General features: G+C 69.8%; 18 protein-coding genes. 15 read left to right on the top strand and 3 right to left on the bottom strand.

All coding sequences use genetic code 11. From position 1 onward, the window contains the following. Positions 1–9 precede the first annotated feature (9 nt). From OG352_RS07795 to OG352_RS07855, 13 genes are all read left to right on the top strand, one after another. The gene (locus OG352_RS07795) at positions 10–1,077 is read left to right on the top strand and encodes a glucose-1-phosphate thymidylyltransferase (protein ID WP_329215649.1); all 1,068 of its coding nucleotides are present in this window, start codon (positions 10–12) and stop codon (positions 1,075–1,077) included. Beyond that, the gene (rfbB, locus tag OG352_RS07800) at positions 1,074–2,057 is read left to right on the top strand and encodes a dTDP-glucose 4,6-dehydratase (protein ID WP_329215650.1); all 984 of its coding nucleotides are present in this window, start codon (positions 1,074–1,076) and stop codon (positions 2,055–2,057) included. Before OG352_RS07795 ends, rfbB begins: the two co-directional genes overlap by 4 nt. Beyond that, positions 2,047–3,108, top strand: coding sequence for an NAD-dependent epimerase/dehydratase family protein (locus OG352_RS07805; RefSeq protein ID WP_329215651.1), 1,062 nt, complete (start codon positions 2,047–2,049; stop codon positions 3,106–3,108). Before rfbB ends, OG352_RS07805 begins: the two co-directional genes overlap by 11 nt. Then, a complete protein-coding gene (rfbH, locus tag OG352_RS07810) occupies positions 3,105–4,409 on the top strand; it encodes a lipopolysaccharide biosynthesis protein RfbH (RefSeq protein WP_329215652.1) in 1,305 nt (434 codons plus the stop codon). The genes OG352_RS07805 and rfbH overlap by 4 nt, the downstream gene beginning before the upstream one ends. A gap of 43 nt (positions 4,410–4,452) precedes the next feature. Next, on the top strand, positions 4,453–5,199 hold the full coding sequence (locus OG352_RS07815; protein ID WP_329215653.1) for an NAD-dependent epimerase/dehydratase family protein: 747 nt from the start codon (positions 4,453–4,455) through the stop codon (positions 5,197–5,199). Between the two features lie 27 nt (positions 5,200–5,226). Continuing rightward, the gene (locus tag OG352_RS07820; protein WP_329215654.1) at positions 5,227–6,171 is read left to right on the top strand and encodes a hypothetical protein; all 945 of its coding nucleotides are present in this window, start codon (positions 5,227–5,229) and stop codon (positions 6,169–6,171) included. A 47-nt stretch (positions 6,172–6,218) separates the two neighbouring features. Further along, on the top strand, positions 6,219–7,619 hold the full coding sequence (locus OG352_RS07825) for an NDP-hexose 2,3-dehydratase family protein (RefSeq protein WP_329215655.1): 1,401 nt from the start codon (positions 6,219–6,221) through the stop codon (positions 7,617–7,619). Beyond that, on the top strand, positions 7,616–8,575 hold the full coding sequence (locus tag OG352_RS07830) for a Gfo/Idh/MocA family protein (protein ID WP_329215656.1): 960 nt from the start codon (positions 7,616–7,618) through the stop codon (positions 8,573–8,575). The genes OG352_RS07825 and OG352_RS07830 overlap by 4 nt, the downstream gene beginning before the upstream one ends. A 384-nt stretch (positions 8,576–8,959) precedes the next feature. Beyond that, positions 8,960–10,492 carry an acyl-CoA carboxylase subunit beta gene (locus tag OG352_RS07835; RefSeq protein WP_329223751.1) on the top strand — a complete coding sequence of 511 codons (1,533 nt, stop codon included), beginning with the start codon at positions 8,960–8,962 and terminating at the stop codon, positions 10,490–10,492. Between the two features lie 40 nt (positions 10,493–10,532). Beyond that, positions 10,533–11,213: a DsbA family oxidoreductase gene (locus tag OG352_RS07840; RefSeq protein ID WP_329215657.1), complete on the top strand. Its 681-nt coding sequence runs from the start codon at positions 10,533–10,535 to the stop codon at positions 11,211–11,213. 198 nt (positions 11,214–11,411) lie between these two features. Further along, entirely contained in the window at positions 11,412–12,959 is a 1,548-nt protein-coding gene (locus tag OG352_RS07845) for an FAD-binding oxidoreductase (RefSeq protein WP_329215658.1), read from the top strand. Positions 12,960–13,076: 117 nt separating this feature from the next. Continuing rightward, positions 13,077–13,514 carry a DUF6069 family protein gene (locus OG352_RS07850; protein ID WP_329215659.1) on the top strand — a complete coding sequence of 146 codons (438 nt, stop codon included), beginning with the start codon at positions 13,077–13,079 and terminating at the stop codon, positions 13,512–13,514. Between the two features lie 79 nt (positions 13,515–13,593). Next, positions 13,594–13,863 (top strand): hypothetical protein, encoded by a 270-nt coding sequence (locus OG352_RS07855; RefSeq protein WP_329215660.1) that lies wholly within the window; start codon positions 13,594–13,596, stop codon positions 13,861–13,863. A 223-nt stretch (positions 13,864–14,086) separates the two neighbouring features. Here OG352_RS07855 and OG352_RS07860 read toward each other — a convergent pair whose 3' ends face one another. After that, positions 14,087–14,743: a response regulator transcription factor gene (locus OG352_RS07860; RefSeq protein WP_329215661.1), complete on the bottom strand. Its 657-nt coding sequence runs from the start codon at positions 14,741–14,743 to the stop codon at positions 14,087–14,089. Between the two features lie 672 nt (positions 14,744–15,415). Here OG352_RS07860 and OG352_RS07865 point away from each other — a divergent pair. Together OG352_RS07865 and OG352_RS07870 are read left to right on the top strand one after the other, a co-directional pair. Continuing rightward, a complete protein-coding gene (locus tag OG352_RS07865) occupies positions 15,416–17,311 on the top strand; it encodes a 2-oxoacid:acceptor oxidoreductase subunit alpha (RefSeq protein ID WP_329215662.1) in 1,896 nt (631 codons plus the stop codon). Further along, positions 17,301–18,326 carry a 2-oxoacid:ferredoxin oxidoreductase subunit beta gene (locus OG352_RS07870; protein ID WP_329215663.1) on the top strand — a complete coding sequence of 342 codons (1,026 nt, stop codon included), beginning with the start codon at positions 17,301–17,303 and terminating at the stop codon, positions 18,324–18,326. The genes OG352_RS07865 and OG352_RS07870 overlap by 11 nt, the downstream gene beginning before the upstream one ends. A 198-nt stretch (positions 18,327–18,524) precedes the next feature. Here the strand turns inward: OG352_RS07870 and OG352_RS07875 are convergent, their stop codons facing one another. After that, the gene (locus OG352_RS07875; protein ID WP_329215664.1) at positions 18,525–19,424 is read right to left on the bottom strand and encodes a TrmH family RNA methyltransferase; all 900 of its coding nucleotides are present in this window, start codon (positions 19,422–19,424) and stop codon (positions 18,525–18,527) included. Between the two features lie 64 nt (positions 19,425–19,488). Next, on the bottom strand, positions 19,489–20,721 hold the full coding sequence (cobA, locus tag OG352_RS07880) for a uroporphyrinogen-III C-methyltransferase (protein WP_329215665.1): 1,233 nt from the start codon (positions 20,719–20,721) through the stop codon (positions 19,489–19,491). Positions 20,722–20,738: the final 17 nt, after the last annotated feature.

Raw genomic sequence — 20,738 nt, forward strand, 5'->3', positions numbered from 1 at the left:
GACCTCTCGATGAAAGCTCTGGTGCTCGCCGGCGGATCTGGAACCCGCCTGCGGCCTTTCAGCTATTCGATGCCCAAACAACTCATCCCCATAGCCAACACGCCCGTGCTGGCGCATGTGCTGAACGCGGTCCGGGAATTGGGGGTGACCGAGGTCGGCGTCATCGTCGGCAACCGCGGCCCCGAGATCGAGGCCGTGCTCGGCGACGGCTCCCGGTTCGGCGTGAGCATCGTCTACATCCCTCAGGACGCGCCGCGCGGACTGGCCCACACCGTGTCCATCGCCCGCGGCTTCCTCGGCGACGACGACTTCGTGATGTACCTCGGCGACAACATGCTGCCCGACGGAGTCGTCGAGATCGCCGAGGACTTCAACCGGCAGCGGCCGGCCGCCCAGGTCGTCGTGCACAAGGTCGCCGACCCGCGCTCCTTCGGCGTCGCCGAACTCGGCCCCGACGGGGAGGTGCTGCGTCTGGTGGAGAAGCCGCAGCACCCGCGCAGCGACATGGCCCTGATCGGCGTGTACTTCTTCACCCCCGCCATCCACGAGGCGGTGGCCGCCATCGCGCCCAGCGCCCGTGGCGAACTGGAGATCACCGACGCCGTCCAGTGGCTGGTCTCCTCCGGCGCGGACGTGCGCGCCAGGATCTACGACGGCTACTGGAAGGACACCGGGAAGGTCGAGGACGTCCTGGAGTGCAACAGCCACCTCCTGGACGCCCTGACCCCACGCGTCGACGGACAGGTCGACGCCGACAGCGTCCTCGTCGGCCGGGTCGTGGTCGAGGCGGGGGCGCGCATCGTGCGGTCCCGGGTCGAGGGACCGGCGATCATCGGCGCGGGCACGGTCCTGCAGGACAGCCATGTGGGCCCGCACACCTCCATCGGGCGGGACTGCACGGTGACGGACAGCCGGCTGGAGGGCTCCATCGCCCTGGACGAGGCGTCGGTCACCGGCGTGCGCGGGCTGCGCAACTCGCTCATCGGACGCGCCGCGTCCGTCGGCACCACCGGCCCGGGCACGGGCCATCACTGCCTGATCGTCGGAGATCACACCCGAGTGGAGGTCGCGGCATGAGGATCCTGGTCACCGGAGCGGCCGGCTTCATCGGCTCGCACTTCGTGCGCAGCCTGTTGGCCGACAAGTACACCGGCTGGGAGGGCGCCCAGGTCACCGCCCTGGACAAGCTGACCTACGCGGGCAACCGCGAGAACCTGCCCGCCTCGCACGAGCGGCTGGTGTTCGTCCGCGGCGACGTCTGCGACCGCGGCCTGCTGCGCGAACTGCTGCCCGGCCACGACGCCGTGGTCCACTTCGCGGCCGAGTCGCACGTCGACCGCTCCCTGGAGGGCGCCGACGAGTTCTTCCGTACGAACGTCCTGGGCACCCAGACCCTGCTGGACGCCGTGCTGGAGAGCGGGATCGAGCGGGTCGTGCACGTCTCCACGGACGAGGTGTACGGCTCGATCAACGAGGGCTCCTGGACGGAGGAGTGGCCGCTGGCGCCCAACTCCCCCTACGCCGCCTCGAAAGCCGGTTCGGACCTGGTCGCGCGGGCGTACTGGCGCACCCACGGCCTGGACCTCTCGATCACCCGCTGCTCCAACAACTACGGGCCCTACCAGCACCCCGAGAAGGTCATCCCGCTGTTCGTCACCAACCTACTGGAGGGCCGCCAGGTCCCGCTGTACGGCGACGGCCGCAACGTCCGCGAATGGCTGCACGTGGACGACCACTGCCGTGGCATCCACCTGGTGCTCAACGGGGGGCGAGCGGGCGAGGTCTACAACATCGGCGGCGGCAACGAGTACAGCAACCTCGCCCTCACCGAACGGCTGCTGGAGCTGACCGGCGCGGGCGAGGAGATGATCCGCCGCGTCGCGGACCGCAAGGCGCACGACCTGCGCTACTCGATCGACGAGTCGAAGATCCGCGAAGAGCTCGGCTACGCGCCGCTGACCGGCTTCGAGACGGGCCTGGCCGACACGGTCGCCTGGTACCGGGACAACCCCGACTGGTGGAAGGCCGTCAAGCACGGCACGAGCCGTGTCCTCTGAGCACCGGCCGGTGACCGGGCTCTCGGTCGTGGTCCTCGGAGGTACCGGTTTCCTGGGCCGCCGCATCGGTGCGGCGTGCGCCGCGGCCGGCGCCCGAGTGCACCTGGTCTCCCGCGGCGCGCCGGCCGTCCCCGCGCCGGACCTCGGGTCCGAGGGGTCGGCCGTGGGCCTGGACCTGGTCACGGCTTCGCCGCGGGAGATCGCCGCGGTCCTCGCGGCGGCCGACGCCGACGTCGTGGTCAACGCGGCCGGCCGGGCCTGGCAGGCCGACGAGGCGCAGATGGCCGCGGGAAACGCCGAACTGGTCGAGCGGGTCGTCACGGCGCTCGCCGCACTGCCCGGTCCGCCGGTACGGCTGGTCCAGCTCGGCACCGTCCACGAGTACGGGGCGGGCGCCCCGGACGCCGCCACCGGCGAGGAGCACGAGCCCGCCCCGGTCACCCCGTACGGCCGCACCAAGCTCGCGGGCACGCGGGCCGTGCTGCGTGCCCGGCGTGAGCAGGGGGTGGACGGCGTGGTGCTTCGGCTCGCCAACGTGATCGGCGCCGGGGTTCCGCAGGGCAGTCTCTTCGGCCGGGTCGCGGCGCACCTCGGTGCGGCCGCCCAAGCCGACGCACGCGGTGAGAAGGCCGCCGAACTGCGCCTTCCGCCGCTGCGCGCGGCCCGCGACCTGGTGGACGCCGGCGACGTCATCGCGGCGGTGCTGGCCGCGGCCACCGCGCCGCAGGCGGACGTCGCCGGTCAGGTGATCAACGTGGGCCGTGGCACGGCTGTCCCGATGCGCGCTCTGGTCGACCGGATGATCGCACTCAGCGGGCTCGAGCTCCAGGTGGTGGAGGCGGCCGAGGGACCGGGCTCGCGCACCGACGTCGCATGGCAGTGCCTGGACGTCTCCCGCGCACGGCGCCTGCTCGGCTGGCGCCCGCTGCGCAGCCTCGACGACTCCCTGCGCGAGCTGCTCGCCTCCGTACTGCCGCCGGAGCACCCCCGGTCCGGCACACCACTCGGGATCACGGCCGACGCACCGGCCGAAGAAGGGAAACAACCATGAGCGACCGCAAGGACCTGGTACTCGACGGCGTCCGCGAGTACCACCGAGAAGCCTCCCCCACCCGGGAGTTCGTCCCCGGCACGACAGAGATCTGGCCGTCCGGCGCCGTGCTGGACGAGAACGACCGGGTGGCCCTGGTGGAGGCGGCGCTGGAGATGCGCATCGCCGCCGGGACCAGTTCCCGCAAGTTCGAGTCGGCCTTCGCCCGACGCCTCAAGCGCCGCAAGGCCCACCTCACCAACTCGGGTTCGTCGGCCAACCTGCTGGCCGTGTCGGCCCTCACCTCCCACACGCTGGAAGACCGTCGGCTGAAGCCGGGCGACGAGGTCATCACCGTCGCGGCGGGCTTCCCGACCACGGTCAACCCGATCCTGCAGAACGGCCTCGTCCCGGTGTTCGTGGACGTGGACCTCACCACCTGCAACGCGACCGCCGACCGGGTGGCGGCGGCGATCGGTCCCAAGACCCGGGCCATCATCATCGCCCATGCGCTCGGCAACCCCTTCCCGGTCACCGAGATCGCCCAACTCGCGGAACAGCACGACCTGTTCCTCATCGAGGACAACTGCGACGCGGTCGGCTCGCTGTACGACGGGAAGCTCACCGGCACCTTCGGCGACATGACGACCGTCAGCTTCTACCCGGCGCACCACCTCACCATGGGCGAGGGCGGCTGCGTCCTGACCGCCAACCTCTCCCTGGCACGGATCGTGGAGTCGCTGCGGGACTGGGGCCGGGACTGCTGGTGCGAGCCCGGCGAGAACGACAAGTGCCTCAAGCGCTTCAAGTACCAGATGGGCACGCTGCCGGCCGGCTACGACCACAAGTACATTTTCTCGCACGTCGGTTACAACCTGAAGGCCACCGACATCCAGGCCGCGCTCGGGCTGTCCCAGCTGGCCAAGCTGGACACCTTCATCGAGGCGCGGCGGCGCAACTGGCAGCGGCTGCGGGAGGGCCTGGACGGGGTTCCGGGGCTGCTGCTGCCCGAGCCCACCCCCCGCTCCGAGCCCAGCTGGTTCGGCTTCGTGATCACCGTGGACCCCGAGGCGCCGTTCCGCCGCGCCGAGCTGGTGGACTTCCTGGAGGAACGCAAGATCGGCACCCGCCGGATGTTCGCGGGCAACCTGACCCGCCACCCGGCCTACATCGACCAGCCGCACCGGATCGTGGGCGAGCTGACGAACAGTGACCTCATCACCGAGCACACCTTCTGGATCGGGGTCTATCCGGCGCTCACCGACGAGATGCTGGACTACGTCACCGCCTCGATCAAGGAGTTCGTGGCCGCGCGCGGCTGAGCTGAACGGCCCTCCTACTCCCCAGAGATCGGGACGACGACGTATGGACATTGTGGGAACCGGTTTCCTGGCGCAGAACCTGCGTCCGCTGGCCGGCCGGCATCCGGACACCGTGGCCCTGGCGGCGGGGGTGTCGTGGGCGAGCGGCACCTCGGACGCGGATTTCGCCCGCGAGGCCGCGCTGGTGGGCGAGGTCGCGAAGCGGTGCGCGGCCGACGGGCGGCGGCTGCTGTTCTTCTCCACCGCGGCGACCGGGATGTACGGGCTCGCCGAGGGGCCGGGCAGGGAGGACGTCCCGGTGACGCCCTGCACCCCCTACGGCGCGCACAAACTCGCCCTGGAGGAACTGCTGCGCGACACCGGGGCCGACCACGTCATTCTCCGACTGGGACATCTGGTCGGCCCCGACCAGCCCGAGCACCAGTTGCTGCCCACGCTGGTGCGGCAGTTGCGCGAGGGCGTGGTCCGCGTGCACCGGGGCGCGGCCCGCGACCTGATCGACGTCTGCGACGTCATCACCGTCGTCGACCGCCTGCTCGCCACGGACCTGCGGGCCGAGACGGTCAACGTGGCGTCGGGTTTCGCGGTTCCGGTGGAGGACGTCGTCGACCATCTCGCAAAGGCACTCAAACTCAAGGCGCGCAGGGAGTACCACGACACGGGCGGCCGCCAGCACGTCATCTCCACCAAGAAGCTGCACGCCCTGGTTCCGCAGGTCGCGGAGATGGGCTTCGGACCCGACTACTACCGGCGGGTCCTCGGCGACTTCACGGCATCCGTGTACGTCTGACAAGAGAGAGGCGACGACGCTCCCGCCATGAATCACAAGAGGACGAAACGCACGACGACCTTGTTGTGCGGCGCCACGCTGCTCCTGGCCGGCGTCCAGGGGCCTGCCCTCGCGGCCCCGTCGCTCCCCGCCCAGGGCCTCCGGACCGCCCAGGACGTCCACGCGGTCCAGGCGTCCGAGGCCTCCCACACCGTCGACCTCGTCTCGACCGCCGACGGCTTCACCGCGCCGGCGACCACCCGGCCCGGCCTGACCACCTTCCGCGCCTCGACCACGCAGGCGGGCAAGGGCTGGATCGGGCTGGCCCGGCCGAAGGACGGTGCCGGCTGGGACGACTTCCTGGACGCCCTCTCACGCGCGCTGTCCAACACGCCGTCCGACGTCCCCCAGGGGGCGAAGGACCTGGACGCGACCGCGACTTTGCTCGGCGGGCTGGTGATCCATCCCGGCCGGCCGGGATCGTTCACCCAGCACCTCGACCCGGGCAGATACCTGCTGTTCGACTATCTGGCCGTGGGCGACGCGGAGCCGCGCTATCGCTGGCTGACCGTCTCCGGCGACGCCGTCGCCCAGGGCCTGGCGCCGACCGCGACGATCGTGTCGAAGAACGTGCCCGGAGCGGGTCCGCGCTTCGAGGTCCGCGGCACGCTGCGGGCCGGCCGGCCTCTGCGGTACGTAAACGAGATCCCCGGCCAGGTCAACGAACTGCTCTTCGTGAAGATCGCGGAGGGCACGACCGAGGCCGACCTCAAGGCGTACTTCGACGCCATGCCCGACGACGGCACGTTCCCGCCGAACTCCCCGTTCGTCTCGGCCAGCCTGGGGAGCCTGCACCTGTCCACGGGCCGGTCGTCGGTGGTGCAGGTCCCCCTGGAAAGCACCCGGTACGCCGCGCTGACCTGGTCGAAGGACGCCACGGACGGCATCAGGCTCGTCAAGAAGGGCCTGTTCACCATCGTCGACGTCGGATGAGCCGCACGTCACGCGCACCGGACACATCGAACACGGGGAGTTCTCTGATGCTGCCTCTCACCCTTCAGCCGCGCGACGACGCGAAGCTGCTGGCGGACCGGCTCGCACTGTCGGCCGCCACCACTCGGGGCGCGCACCTGGCGACCGCCGGCTTCGCCGACTGGCTCGCCGAGCGGGGCCGCGCCAACGCCTTCCACGTGGACCGGATCCCCTTCGCCCGCCTGGACGGCTGGTCGTTCCACGACACCACCGGCAACCTCGAGCACCGCAGCGGCCGCTTCTTCACGGTCGAGGGCCTGCACGTCACCGAGCGGGGCGCTCCGTACGGCGACGGCCCGCACGCCGAATGGCACCAGCCCATCATCAAGCAGCCCGAAGTCGGCATCCTGGGCATCCTCGGCAAGGAGTTCGACGGGGTCCTGCACTTCCTGATGCAGGCGAAGATGGAGCCCGGCAACCCGAACCTGCTCCAGCTGTCCCCGACCGTGCAGGCCACCCGCAGCAACTACACCAAGGTCCACCAGGGCGCGGACGTGAAGTACCTCGAGCACTTCGTCGGCCCGGGCCGCGGCCGGGTCGTCGCGGACGTCCTGCAGTCCGAGCACGGTTCGTGGTTCTTCCACAAGTCCAACCGCAACATGATCGTGCTGACGGACGACGACGTGCCGCTCCTCGACGACTTCTGCTGGCTCACCCTCGGGCAGATAGCGGAACTCCTGCACCAGGACAATGTCGTCAACATGGACTCGCGTACGGTCCTGTCCTGCCTGCCCGTCCCGGAGACGGCGGCCGGCGCCCTGCTGTCCGACGCCCAGCTGCTGTCCTGGATCACCGGTGAGCGCTCCCGGCACGACGTGCACGCCGAGCGCGTACCGCTGGCCGGGCTGCCCGGCTGGCGGCGCGACGAGATGACCGTCGAGCACGAGGAGGGCCGCTACTTCAAGGTGGTGGCGGTCGCCGTGCAGGCCGGCAACCGCGAGGTCACCGGCTGGACCCAGCCGCTGTTCGAGCCGGTGGGCCTGGGCGTCACCGCGTTCCTCACCCGCACGTTCGACGGCGTCCCCCATGTCCTGGTGCACGCCCGGGTCGAGGGCGGTTTCCTGGACACCGTCGAGCTGGGCCCCACGGTCCAGTACACGCCTGGAAACTACGCCCACCTGCCCGCGAAGGAACGCCCGTCGTTCCTCGACACCGTGCTCGCGGCGCCGGCGGACCGCATCCGGTACGAGGCCGTGCACTCGGAGGAGGGCGGCCGGTTCCTCAACGCCGAGAGCCGGTATCTGATCGTCGACGCCGACGAGCACGATGTCCCGCTCGATCCGCCGGCCGGCTACGCCTGGGTCACGCCGGACCAGCTCACCTGGCTGGTGCGCCACGGCCACTACCTCAACGTCCAGGCCCGCACGCTCCTGGCCTGCCTCAACGCCGCGGCGGCGAACGCCCGATGAGCGGGCCGGTGCGGATCGGGGTGCTCGGCTGCGCGGACATCGCGGTGCGGCGGATGCTGCCCGCGTTCGCCGCCTCCCCTGGTCTGGAACTCGCCGCGGTCGCCAGCCGCGACCGGGCCAGGGCCGAGCAGGTCGGCCGCCGCTTCGACTGCCGCCCCGTCCAGGGGTACGACGAACTGCTCGACGCCGACGACATCCAGGCCGTGTACGTGCCCCTGCCGGCCGCGCTGCACGCCCCGTGGGTGGAGTCGGCGCTGAACGCGGGCAAGCACGTCCTGGCCGAGAAGCCCCTGACTACGGACCCGGAGAGCACCGAGCGGCTCCTGGACCTCGCCGCGAAGCGGGGTGTGGCCATGATGGAGAACGTCATGTTCGTCCATCATCCCCGGCACGAGGCGGTGCGGCGCCTGGTTGCCGAGGGGCGGATCGGCGAACTGCGCGCATTCCGCGCGGAGTTCGCCATCCCCCCGCTCGTCGGCGACGACATTCGGTACTCCGCCGAGCTCGGCGGCGGCGCGCTGGCGGACGTCGGCCTCTACCCGCTGCGGGCCGCCCTGCACTTCCTGGGCCACGGTCTCGACGTGGTCGGCGCCCGTCTCACCCGGCGCGCCGGGCGGCAGGTCGAGACGTCGGGTGCCGCGCTGCTGGCCACTCCCGGCGGGGTCACCGCGCACCTCACGTTCGGCATGGAACACGCCTATCTCTCCCGGTACGAACTGTGGGGCAGCGAGGGCCGGATCACCGTGGACCGGGCCTTCACCCCGCCGGCGGACTTCGTGGCCGCGATCGGACTGCACCGGGGCACCGAGACGGAGGAGATCCTGCTGGAGCCCGCCGACCAGGTCGCGGCCACGGTCGCCGCGTTCGTCACCGCGATCCGCGCCGGGGCCGCCCCGCGCGCGGACACCCTGCGGCAGGCCGTCCTGCTGGACGACGTGCGCCGCCGTTCCGCATGACGCTCGCTCCCTGGCCAGAACTCTCCCTGGAAAAAGGCCACTTGGCCGTCTGGCTGCTGACGCCGCCCGAGGAGGCGCCGCTGGCGTTGGACGAACTCGACGCGGCCGAGCGGCGCCGAGCGGACGCCTTCCGGCTGCGCGGCGACCGCACTCTGTACGCGGCCGCGCACATCGCGCTGCGCCGGCTGCTGGGCGGGTACCTGCGGACGCCGGCCAAGGAGCTGGCGTCCGCCCGTCAGGAGTCCGTCATATCCCTGATGCCGATCACGCACTCGACGACCTCGCCGCGCGTGACGCTCCCGATGCACGTGAGGAGGAACTCTCTTGACCGCGGTGGACGACAGGCCTCTGACGGCGATCGAACCCACGGACGCGCGCGGCCGGGTGGCCGAGCTGCACGAGATCCGTGCCCAGGCGCTGGCCGGCCCGAGCGAGAAGGCGACCCAGGCGCAGCACGCCAAGGGCAAGCTGACCGCCCGGGAGCGGATCGAGCTGCTGGTGGACCCGGGCTCCTTCCAGGAGGTCGAGCAACTGCGCAGGCACCGGGCGACCGGGTTCGGCCTGGAGACCAAGAAGCCGTTCACCGACGGTGTCATCACCGGCTGGGGCACGGTGGAGGGCCGTACGGTCTTCGTCTACGCCCATGACTTCCGTATCTTCGGCGGCGCGCTGGGCGAGGCCCACGCCACGAAGATCCACAAGATCATGGACATGGCCATCGCGGCCGGCGCCCCGCTGGTGTCGCTGAACGACGGCGCCGGCGCACGCATCCAGGAGGGCGTCAGCGCCCTCGCCGGGTACGGCGGCATCTTCCAGCGCAACACCAAGGCGTCCGGCGTCATCCCGCAGATCAGCGTGATGCTCGGCCCGTGCGCGGGCGGCGCGGCCTACAGCCCCGCCCTCACCGACTTCGTCTTCATGGTCCGCGAGACCTCGCAGATGTTCATCACCGGCCCGGACGTCGTCAAGGCGGTCACCGGCGAGGAGATCACCCAGAACGGCCTCGGCGGCGCCGACGTGCACGCCGAGACCTCCGGCGTCTGCCACTTCGCGTACGACGACGAGGAGACCTGCATCGCCGAGGTCCGCTACCTCCTCTCGCTGCTCCCGCAGAACAACCGCGAGAACCCCCCGCGCGTCGAGTCCACCGACCCGGCCGACCGCCGCAGCGACGTCCTGCTCGACCTGGTCCCGGCCGACGGCAACCGCCCGTACGACATGACCAAGGTCATCGAGGAGATCGTCGACGACGGCGAGTACGTCGAGATCCACGAGCGCTGGGCCCGCAACATCATCTGCGCGATGGCCCGCCTCGGCGGCCAGGTCGTCGGCATCGTGGCCAACCAGCCCCAGTCCCTCGCCGGTGTCCTGGACATCGAGGCCAGCGAAAAGGCCGCCCGGTTCGTGCAGATGTGCGACGCCTTCAACATCCCGATCGTCACCCTTCTGGACGTCCCCGGCTTCCTGCCCGGCGTCGACCAGGAGCACGGCGGAATCATCCGGCACGGCGCGAAGCTGCTCTACGCCTACTGCAACGCGACCGTGCCGCGGATCTCGCTGATCATGCGCAAGGCGTACGGAGGTGCCTACATCGTCATGGACAGCCAGTCCATCGGCGCCGACCTCACCTATGCCTGGCCGACGAACGAGATCGCCGTGATGGGCGCCGAAGGTGCCGCCAACGTCATCTTCCGGCGACAGATCGCCGAGGCCGAGGACCCCGAGGCCATGCGGGCCCGCATGGTCAAGGAGTACAAGTCCGAGCTGATGCACCCGTACTACGCGGCGGAGCGAGGCCTGGTCGACGACGTCATCGACCCCGCCGAGACCCGCGAGATCCTCATCCGATCCCTCGCCATGCTCCACTCCAAGCACGCGGACCTGCCCTCCCGCAAACACGGCAACCAGCCACAATGACAGGACACTTGACCGCATCAGCCCAAAGGAGGCACCACACATGGAGGAGCAACAGACGAGGAGCACGACGGTGCGCGTTCGGATCGCGCTCGACGTGATCTGCGTTCACTCCTTCCTCGGCTACACCCGCTTCACCCGTGCGGCGGACCGGCTGCGCGCCGAAGGCCACCGGGTCCAGGTGGAGTTCCTCCCCTTCGAGCTCGCGCCGGGCGCGGGCACCGAAGGGGAGCCCCTGCTCCCCGTACTGGAGCGGGTGTTCGGCCCGCAGGCGGTACGGCAGACGCTCCTGTTCGCCGAGCAGGTGGCCGCGGAGGGACTGGAGCTGCGCTACGAACGCGCCGTGGCGACCGGCACGTTCGAGGCGCACCGGCTCATCGCCCGGGCCGCGCGGCAGGGCAGGGCCGAGCAGATGGTGGAGCGTCTCTTTCGCGCGCACTTCACCGACGGACTGCACATCGGCGACGGCGCCACCCTCGCCCTCCTCGCCGAGGAAGTCGGCGTCACGGCGGACGACTCGGGCTCGGGGGCAGCAGGAACGGCACCGGACACAGCTGCGGAGGCGGACCGCCTGCAGACCGAACTCGACCGTGTGCGCCGGCTCGGCGTCACCGGTGTGCCGGTGTTCTTCATCGACGGCGCACAGCCGTTGACCGGATCCCAGTCGGAGGCCGGGCTGCTCGCGGCCCTTCGCGACGCGGCGCGGTCCGCCTCGGACAGCTGATCGGAGTGTCCGGAACATCAACTTTCGTATCGAGGCACGACAGATCCACGTCAAGCACGTGGTGACGTACCCCGGGTACTGATTGGCTGAAGTCCACCCCCCGGTCCGCATCCGCCAATGCGGTGATTCGTCGGCATCCCAGCACAGATAGGGCTCAACATGTTTTCGCGACGCAGGTTTCTGGGCTCCGCGATAGCGGTGGCCGGTGCCACCGCGGGGTTCACCGCACTGTCCTCCACCACGGCCCAGGCCGCCGCTCAGGTCGATCCGGAGGTGATCGTCAGACCGGGCGACGCACGGTACGCCGAGCTCACGAAGCGCGGTTACAACAGCCGCTTCGTGGCCACGCCGGACGAGATCTGGCTCGTGCACTGCGCCTCCCAGGTGGAGAAGGCGGTGAACAAGGCCCTCGCCAACAATCAGCGCATCACCGTGCGCAGCGGCGGTCACTGCTTCGAGAGTCTGGTCGACAATCCGCAGTTCCGTGTTCTCGTCGACACGTCCGAAATGAAGAGCGTCACCTTCGACCCGGCGATGAACGCCTTCGCCGTCCAGGCAGGCGCCCGGCTGGGCGAGGTGTACAAGGCGCTGTACGAGGGCTGGGGCGTCACGGTCCCGGGCGGCGTGTGCCCGGAGGTCGGCGTCGGCGGTCACGTCTCCGGCGGTGGATACGGCCCGCTGTCCCGCCGCTACGGCCTCGTCGTGGACCACCTGTACGCCGTCGAGGTCGTCGTGGCGGACAAGGGCGGCAAGGCCCGCACGATCGTCGCCACCCGCGACGCGAACGACCCGAACCGCGACCTGTGGTGGGCGCACTCCGGCGGTGGCGGCGGCGGGTTCGGCATCGTGACGAGGTTCTGGTTCCGTACCCCGGGCGCCACGGGCAGCGCGTCCTCGCTGCTGCCCAAGCCGCCCGCGCGGATGCGCAAGACCATCGTGACCTGGCCCTGGGCGCAGCTGACCGAGGCAGGCTTCACGCGTCTGGTGATGAACCACGGCGCCTGGCACGCCGCGAACAGCGCTCCGGGATCCGTGTACCAGACGATGCACAGCTCGCTCCAGCTGCACTCGTCGGTCGCGGGGACGGTCCAGCTGGAGATCCGTATGGATGCCACACTGGCGGACACCGCCAAGCTCCACGACGACTACATTGGCGCGCTCTCCGCGGGCGTCGGGGTGCAGCCGACGATCGACGTCACGGAAGGCACGTGGCTGGAGATCGCCCTGGAGCCGACCGCCAGCTACGGCTCGTACTCGCGCCAGAAGTCCATGGGCGGCCATCTGCGCAAACCGCTGACGGCAACTCAGGTCGGCGCGGTCTACCGCTCGCTGACCGACCCGAACCACTACGGCGTCGGCCTGGTGTACCTGGCGGCGTACGGCTGCCAGATCAACACCGTGTCGTCGTCCGCCAGGGCGATCCCACAGCGGGACTCCATCATCAAACTCTGGTACTCCAACAACTGGTCCGAGCCGGCCACTGACGAGACCGAGGTCAACTGGCTGCGCACGCTGCGCAAGAACGTCCACGGCGCGACCGGCGGCTTTCCGGCGCCCAACGACCAGCAGGACGGCGGCTACATCAACTACCCGGACATCGACATGCGCGACCCGGCGCAGAACACGTCCGGGGTGCCCTGGTACTCGCTCATCTGGAAGGGCAACTACCCCAGGCTGCAGCAGGTCAAGAACACCTACGACCCCAAGAACGTCTTCCGGCACGGCCTGTCCCTGGACCCCTCCTGACACACCGCTCGGGCGGTCGGTCCTCGCGCCGGAAGCGCACACCCCCATCTCGACGACCACCGCGACGGGCCCGGGCAGAACCCGGTCCCGGCGCGGCACGACAGCCCGGAGGGCTCCATGACCAGCAGTAACCCCGCTGCCGCCAACACCGCTCCAGGACGGCGGGCACTGCCCGCGTGGCAGGCCGTGGCAGGGGCCGCCGCCCTCGCCGCGGTCGTCAATCTGATCGTCCTGTTCATCGGTGACGCCGCCGGGGCCTCGCTGGTCCTGGAGCTCAACGGCAAGCCCGACGAGATCGGCGCCAGTGACGTGATCTTCATGTCGATCGCCGCGCCGGTGATCGGCGTCACGGCCGTCGTGCTCCTGGCCCGCTGGAAGCCGGTGTTCCTGCGGGTGGGCCAGCTCGTGGGCGGCGCGGTGGCGGTGCTCACCGCCATCGGCCCGCTGACCCAGGACACCGACGGCGGCACCGCCGCCACGCTGATCACGATGCACCTGTTCGTCGGCTTCGTCGCGGTGGCCGCGTTGGAAGTGATCCGCCGGTCCCGCGTCTGACACACGGGATTCGCCGGGCGGCCCTCCGGAACCCGATTCGGGTTCCGGAGGGCCGCCGACGTCTTACGGAGAGCAACCAATGACAGCAGAGGAAAACACCGCGGTCGACGTCTCCCAGATGCTGACCGCGCACTCCTGGCGTATCACCAGCGGAGCTCCCACGGCCGAGGAGATCGCCGCGGTCGCGGTGGCGCTCTCCACCGTTCTCACCGCGCGCACCGTCCAGGCGGCGCAGGAGACGGGCTCGGGCTTCAGGAACAAGGCCCCCTGGACGCTGTTCTCGGCCAGGCGCAGGACGGCCACTTCATGGGCCGCCAGCCCATTGCCGGGCTGGCGCGGCGCGGCGTGAGGACGCCCCGCCGAGGAGGCCTTCGCGGACGGGTCGGTGATCCCGTCGGCACTTCACGACGGGCCCGGGAGGGGAGGACCGCCGGTCGCCATTGACCGAGCGTCCTCGAATTCAAACCTTTGATCCGGGAGTTTCCCGAGTCGGGTACGCCCTGGAATAAAAGGTGAATCCCATGGAAGGGACAGCCGTCACCCGGATGCCCCAGGATGACCGCCATAAAGGATCAGGCATGCCCCATGCGGAATCCGACACCGCGGGCCGTAATGATCCAACTGCTCGATCCCAGCTTGCTCCGCAAGCTGCTGACATGTGTGTCGATGGTGCGCCCCGGCTCCGACCGGGAATCCCTCCAGACCTGCGCCATGATCTGTTTGCGGGTAACGACGCTACCCGGGCGCGAGGCGAGCAGATACAGCAGATCGAATTCCTTGCGTGTCACCTCGACGGGCCGGCCGTCGAGGCTGATCTGCCGAGCGCGCGAGTCGATGCCGAGCGGACCGACGGTAATGGCCTCCTCGACGGAGACCGGCTGCCGCAGGGCCCGGCGCATGACGGCTTCGATCCGGGCGATCAGTTCGGCGAGACTATAGGGCTTGGTCACGTAGTCGTCCGAACCGGCGCGCAGACTGAGCACCCGGTCCAGTTCCGAGTCACGAGCCGTGACGACGATGATCGGGACGTCGCAGACGGCCCGGATGCTGCGGCAGAGTTCGACCCCGTCGAGGTCGGGCAGGTCCAGGTCGACGAGGAGCAGATCGACGTTCCGGTACTGCTGTAGCGCCTGAGCCCCGGTCGGCACGCTCTCCGCCTGGAACCCGTGCCGGCTCAGGTTGCGGATGAGCGCTTTCGCGACCTGAGGCTCGCTCTCGACGGTGAGCACGCGTAACGCTTTGCGAGCTTGCTTCGCCTCAGGTCTGACGGACGCACCCCGCACGGCAAGTTGCTGCGGAATGCGCGGTTCTACAAGCCTTATGGACTGATGCCCCATCCGTGAAATCCCCCATATTCATCTGGTAAAGCGGAGCGTCGCGCCAAGCCATAGAGGGTCCCTATTGAGGGTACAGACCATGCAGCCGATCCGTCAAAGATCAATAGTTGACTGCCGGTGAATAACGGAAACCGGAAACGCCGCCGAAACAAAAGAGAATTCAATCGGAACCTGAAAAGGAAACCAAAAGAGCGTCCGGCGCGTGTCGACGATTTCCACCCCACGAGGAAACATCACTCAGACGAAGGCAGGCCACAGAAAGCCTGGTTTTTACCCATTTCTCAGCCCCCCAGGCGCTGCCACGCCCGGCATGCCCAGTTGCTTGGCCAACCAGCTCCCCCGTACACAGCCGTATCAGACTCTCACGATACATCGTACACGGACGCGCGTACGACGTATACGTGTGCCAGGTCGCCCTGGCCCGAACAGAGAACCATACGGTCTCGGCCCAAAAGAGCACACTATCGAGACGCTTTATGAAGAAGCAGAGATGAATCGGCCAGCTTATGGCCGACACGCGCCTGACTTGATCTTGACATCACCTCGGGGAGAGGGAACGAGTACATGACCTCAGCACATGCGGTGAGCCGTGAGGCATCGGAAGCGAAGGAGGTCCGCCGACTGGACCGGGTGATCATCAGGTTCGCGGGGGACTCCGGAGACGGCATGCAGCTCACCGGTGACCGCTTCACCGCGGAGACGGCGTCGTTCGGCAACGACCTGTCGACGCTGCCCAACTTCCCGGCCGAGATCCGCGCGCCCGCCGGCACCCTGCCCGGGGTGTCGTCGTTCCAGCTGCACTTTGCCGACCATGACATCCTCACCCCCGGTGACGCGCCGAACGTGCTGGTGGCGATGAATCCGGCCGCGTTGAAGGCGAACATCGGCGACCTGCCGCACGGCGCGGAGATCATCGTCGACACGGACGAGTTCACCGGGCGGGCGATGCGGAAGGTCGGCTACGACGGCGACCCGCTCGAAGACGGCTCGCTGGACGGCTACCACGTTCACCCGGTGCCGCTGACCACGCTGACGGTGGAGGCGCTGAAGGAATTCGACCTGTCCCGCAAGGAGGCCGAGCGCAGCAAGAACATGTTCGCGCTGGGGCTGCTGAGCTGGATGTACCACCGGCCCACCGAGGGCACGGAGAAGTTCCTGACCGCCAAGTTCGCCAGCAAGCCCGTCGTCGCGGCGGCGAACATCGCCGCGTTCCGGGCGGGCTGGAACTTCGGCGAGACCACCGAGGACTTCGCCGTCTCCTACGAGGTCGCTCCGGCCTCCGCCGCCTTCCCGACCGGTACCTACCGCAACATCTCCGGCAACCTGGCGCTGTCCTACGGCCTGGTCGCCGCGTCCCGCCAGGCGGACCTGCCCCTGTTCCTGGGTTCGTATCCGATCACGCCGGCCTCCGACATCCTGCACGAGCTCAGCCGGCACAAGAACTTCGGCGTGCGGACCTTCCAGGCCGAGGACGAGATCGCGGGGATCGGCGCGGCGCTGGGCGCGGCCTTCGGCGGCTCCCTCGCCGTCACCACCACCTCGGGCCCGGGCGTGGCCCTGAAGTCGGAGACCATCGGGCTCGCCGTCTCTCTGGAACTGCCGCTGCTGATCGTGGACATCCAGCGCGGCGGGCCGTCCACCGGGCTGCCGACCAAGACCGAGCAGGCCGACCTGCTCCAGGCGATGTTCGGGCGCAACGGCGAGGCTCCGGTGCCGATCGTTGCGCCCCGCACACCCGCCGACTGCTTCGACGCGGCCCTGGAGGCGGCGCGGATCGCGCTCACGTACCGGACGCCGGTGATGCTGCTGTCGGACGGCTACCTGGCCAACGGCTCCGAGCCCTGGCGCATCCCCGACCTGGACGAACTCCCGGATCTGACCGTGCAGTTCGCCCGGGGTCCGAACCACACCCGGGACGACGGCACCGAGGTCTTCTGGCCCTACAAGCGCGACCCCCGGACCCTGGCCCGCCCCTGGGCCGTTCCCGGCACGCCGGGGCTGGAGCACCGCATCGGCGGCATCGAGAAGGAGGACGGCACCGGGAACATCTCCTACGCCCCCGCCAACCACGACTTCATGGTCCGCACCCGCCAGGCCAAGATCGACGGCATCGACGTCCCCGACCTCGAGGTCGACGACCCGCACGGCGCCCGCACCCTGATACTGGGCTGGGGCTCCACCTACGGGCCCATCACCGCGGCGGTACGACGGCTGCGGGCGGCCGGGGAATCCATCGCGCAGGCCCACCTGCGCCACCTCAACCCGTTCCCGGCCGACCTCGGCGACGTCCTCGCCCGGTACGAGCGGGTCATCGTGCCCGAGATGAACCTGGGGCAGCTGGCGATGCTGCTGCGCGCGAGGTACCTGCTCGACGTGCGGTCCTTCAACCAGGTCAACGGTATGCCGTTCAAGGCTGAACAACTGGCTCGCGTGTTGGAGGAGGCGCTTCGTGAAGACTGAACTCAAGCTCCGGGCGAAGGACTTCAAGTCCGATCAGGAAGTGCGCTGGTGCCCCGGCTGCGGTGACTACGCGATCCTCGCGGCCGTCCAGGGCTTCATGCCGGAACTGGGGCTGGCCAGGGAGAACATCGTCTTCGTGTCGGGCATCGGCTGCTCCTCCCGCTTCCCGTACTACATGAACACGTACGGCATGCACTCCGTCCACGGGCGCGCCCCGGCCATTGCGACGGGCCTCGCCGCCAGCCGGCGCGACCTCAGCGTGTGGGTGGTGACCGGTGACGGCGACGCGCTGTCCATCGGCGGCAACCACCTGATCCACGCCCTGCGACGGAACGTCAACCTCAAGATCCTGCTGTTCAACAACCGGATCTACGGGCTCACCAAGGGCCAGTACTCGCCCACCTCCGAGGTCGGCAAGATCACCAAGTCGACGCCGATGGGTTCGCTGGACTCGCCCTTCAACCCGGTGTCGCTGGCACTCGGCGCGGAGGCGTCGTTCGTCGCGCGGACCATCGACTCCGACCGCAAGCACCTGACGGAGGTGCTGCGCCAGGCCGCCGCCCACCCGGGCACGGCCCTGGTCGAGATCTACCAGAACTGCAACATCTTCAACGACGGCGCGTTCGACGCGCTGAAAGACAAGCAGTCGGCGGACGAGGCGGTGATCCGGCTGGAGCACGGGCAGCCGATCCGGTTCGGCAGCGATCTCCGCAAGGGCGTGCTGCGGGACCTGGCCACCGGCGACCTGAAGGTCGTGACCGTGACCCCGGAGAACAAGGCTGACGTCCTGGTCCACGACGCGCACTCCGCGTCCCCGACCACCGCCTTCGCCCTCTCCCGCCTCGCCGACCCCGACACCCTGCACAACACGCCGATCGGCGTCTTCCGCTCCGCCGAACGGCCGGTCTACGACACCCAGCTGGCCGAGCAGCTCGACAAGTCGATCGAGCAGCACGGCAAAGGCGACTTGGCCGCACTGCTCGCGGGCGGCGACACCTGGACCGTCGTCGGCTGACGGAAACCGGTGGTCTCCCCAGGGCCCGGTCTCCGCCGCAGGTCAGAGGCCCTTTGCGAGGCAAAGCCGCAGGCAGCGGCAGACGAGTCGGGCTGTTACGCCGGGAACAGTCCCTCCGCGGGCAGCGACCTGGTGTCCTTCCCGTCCATCACCTCGGAACGCCGCATCAGGCGGGCTCATGATCCTCACCTTCCGGGGTCAGCCGGACCTCGGCCGGGTGGCATAGAAGGCGACAGCCGAGGCAGCGGCCACGTTCAGTGAGTCGACACCGGCATCCATCGGGATGCGTACATGCTCGTCGGCAGCCCGTAGCGCTCCGGCCGACAACCCCTCCCCTTCCGTGCCCAGCATCAGGGCCAGCTTCTCGTAACGGCGGTCGGCGAGTTCGTCGAGAGTGATGGACCTCCCCGAGAGGCAGAGGGCCGCGAGCACGAAGCCGTGCTTCCGGACGACATCGGCGTCACGCGGCCATGACTCAAGCCTGGCGTACGGGACGGCGAGGACAGCCCCCATGGACACCTTCACGGCCCGCCTGTAGAGGGGGTCGGCACAGCGCGGGGTGAGGAATACGGCATCCACTCCCAGAGCTGCCGCATTGCGGAAGGCCGCACCCAGGTTGGCATGATCAACGATGTCCTCGAAGATCGCAATACGACGTTGATCAGCACGCTCTTGTAGACCCAAAGGCAACACCGCGCCGATGCTGGTGTGGTCGTTGACCGACTCCATGACGACGACCCGGCGGGCGGTCTGCAGGAGTTCGGCGGCGGTGGGCAGCGGTTTGCGCTGCATGGAGGCGAGCGCTCCGCGGTGGACGTGGTATCCGGTGACGCGTTCGGCGAGCTCCGGGCTGACGGCGTAGACCGGTGCCGGGAGTTCGTCGATGACGTCGCGCATGACGTCGACCCACTTGGCGGAGAGCAGCATCGAGCGCATCTCGTACCCGGCGTCCTTGGCCCGGCGGATGACCTTCTCGCCCTCGGCGATGAACAGGCCCTCGGCCGGCTCGCGTTTGCGGCGCAGCTCGACGTCGGTCAGGCCGGTGTAGTCGCGCAGGCGCGGGTCGTCGGGGTCCTCAACGGTGATGAGATCGGCCACAGAGGTGATACTGCCTTGTCCTGGGTGTGGTGCCAACGGCTCGGAACGGTTGTGTTACCCGCGGTTACTCGGTTGTCCGGGGGCCGACGGTCACGACCGCGCCGACGACGATCACCGCGGGCGGCCTGACCTCCTGGGCGCGGACCGTCTCGGCGACCGTCGCGAGGGTCGCGTCGACGCGGCGCTGGGCGGCCGTCGTGCCCTCCTGGACCAGGGCGACCGGGGTGTCGGGCGACTTGCCGTGCGCGACGAGCGTCTCGGCGATCTTCCCGATCTTGTCGACGCCCATCAGGATCACCAGCGTGCCGGTCAGCTTCGCCAGGGACGGCCAGTCGACGAGGGAGCGCTCGTCGTCGGGGGCGACATGGCCGCTGACCACGGTGAACTCGTGGGCGACGCCTCGGTGGGTGACGGGGATGCCGGCCGCGCCCGGCACCGAGATCGAGCTGGAGATGCCCGGGACGACCGTGCAGGCGATGCCGGCCTCGGCGAGGGCTTGGAGCTCCTCCATGCCACGGCCGAAGACATACGGGTCGCCGCCCTTGAGCCGGACGACCGACTTGCCCTGCCTGGCATGCTCGATCAGCGCGTTGTTGATGGCCTCCTGGGCCATGAACCGGCCGTACGGGATCTTCGCCGCGTCGATCACCTCGACGTGCGGCGGGAGTTCGGCGAGGAGGTCGCGGGGGCCGAGCCGGTCGGCGATGACGACGTCCGCCTCGGCGAGGAGGCGGCGGCCGCGGACCGTGATCAGGTCCGGGTCGCCGGGGCCGCCGCCGACCAGGGCGACGCCGGGGGCGCGGGTGCGGTGGTGGGGGGCGACGAGGGTGCCGTCGCGCAGGCCCTCGACGACCGCGTCGCGGATGGCGGCGGTGTGGCGGGGGTCGCGGCCACGGGCGTCCGTGGTGAGGACGGCGACCGTGACGCCTTCGCTGTGGCCGGTCGCCGGGGTCCAGGCGGTGGCCTGGTCGGCGTCGTCGGAGCGGACGCACCAGACGCGGTGTTCCTCCGCCTCGGCGGAGGCCCGGGTGTTCGCCTCGGCGTCGCTGGTGGCGATGAGGGCGTACCAGGCGTCGGCCAAATCACCCTCGGCATAGGGGCGCTGGTGCCAGGTGATCTCGCCCGCGTCCGCCATCGCCTCGACGGACGGGGTCGCCTCGGGCGACACGAGGTGGACGGCGGCGCCCGCCGCGATCAGCGCGGGGAGACGGCGCTGGGCGACCTGGCCGCCGCCGAGGACGACGACCCGGCGGCCGGTGAGGCGGAGGCCTACGGGGTAGGCGGGGTGTTCGGCCATGAGGTGCGGCTCCTCGT

Source organism: Streptomyces sp. NBC_01485, assembly GCF_036227125.1.
Lineage (GTDB): Bacteria > Actinomycetota > Actinomycetes > Streptomycetales > Streptomycetaceae > Streptomyces.

Excerpts from the sequence above, each read along its gene's own strand:
- OG352_RS07795 (WP_329215649.1), top strand. The coding sequence starts at position 10 with ATGAAAGCTCTGGTGCTCGCCGGCGGATCTGGAACCCGCCTGCGGCCT.
- rfbB (WP_329215650.1), top strand. The coding sequence starts at position 1,074 with ATGAGGATCCTGGTCACCGGAGCGGCCGGCTTCATCGGCTCGCACTTC.
- rfbH (WP_329215652.1), top strand. The coding sequence starts at position 3,105 with ATGAGCGACCGCAAGGACCTGGTACTCGACGGCGTCCGCGAGTACCAC.
- OG352_RS07815 (WP_329215653.1), top strand. The coding sequence starts at position 4,453 with ATGGACATTGTGGGAACCGGTTTCCTGGCGCAGAACCTGCGTCCGCTG.
- OG352_RS07820 (WP_329215654.1), top strand. The coding sequence starts at position 5,227 with ATGAATCACAAGAGGACGAAACGCACGACGACCTTGTTGTGCGGCGCC.
- OG352_RS07825 (WP_329215655.1), top strand. The coding sequence starts at position 6,219 with ATGCTGCCTCTCACCCTTCAGCCGCGCGACGACGCGAAGCTGCTGGCG.
- OG352_RS07830 (WP_329215656.1), top strand. The coding sequence starts at position 7,616 with ATGAGCGGGCCGGTGCGGATCGGGGTGCTCGGCTGCGCGGACATCGCG.
- OG352_RS07840 (WP_329215657.1), top strand. The coding sequence starts at position 10,533 with ATGGAGGAGCAACAGACGAGGAGCACGACGGTGCGCGTTCGGATCGCG.
- OG352_RS07850 (WP_329215659.1), top strand. The coding sequence starts at position 13,077 with ATGACCAGCAGTAACCCCGCTGCCGCCAACACCGCTCCAGGACGGCGG.
- OG352_RS07855 (WP_329215660.1), top strand. The coding sequence starts at position 13,594 with ATGACAGCAGAGGAAAACACCGCGGTCGACGTCTCCCAGATGCTGACC.
- OG352_RS07865 (WP_329215662.1), top strand. The coding sequence starts at position 15,416 with ATGACCTCAGCACATGCGGTGAGCCGTGAGGCATCGGAAGCGAAGGAG.
- cobA (WP_329215665.1), bottom strand. The coding sequence starts at position 20,721 with ATGGCCGAACACCCCGCCTACCCCGTAGGCCTCCGCCTCACCGGCCGC.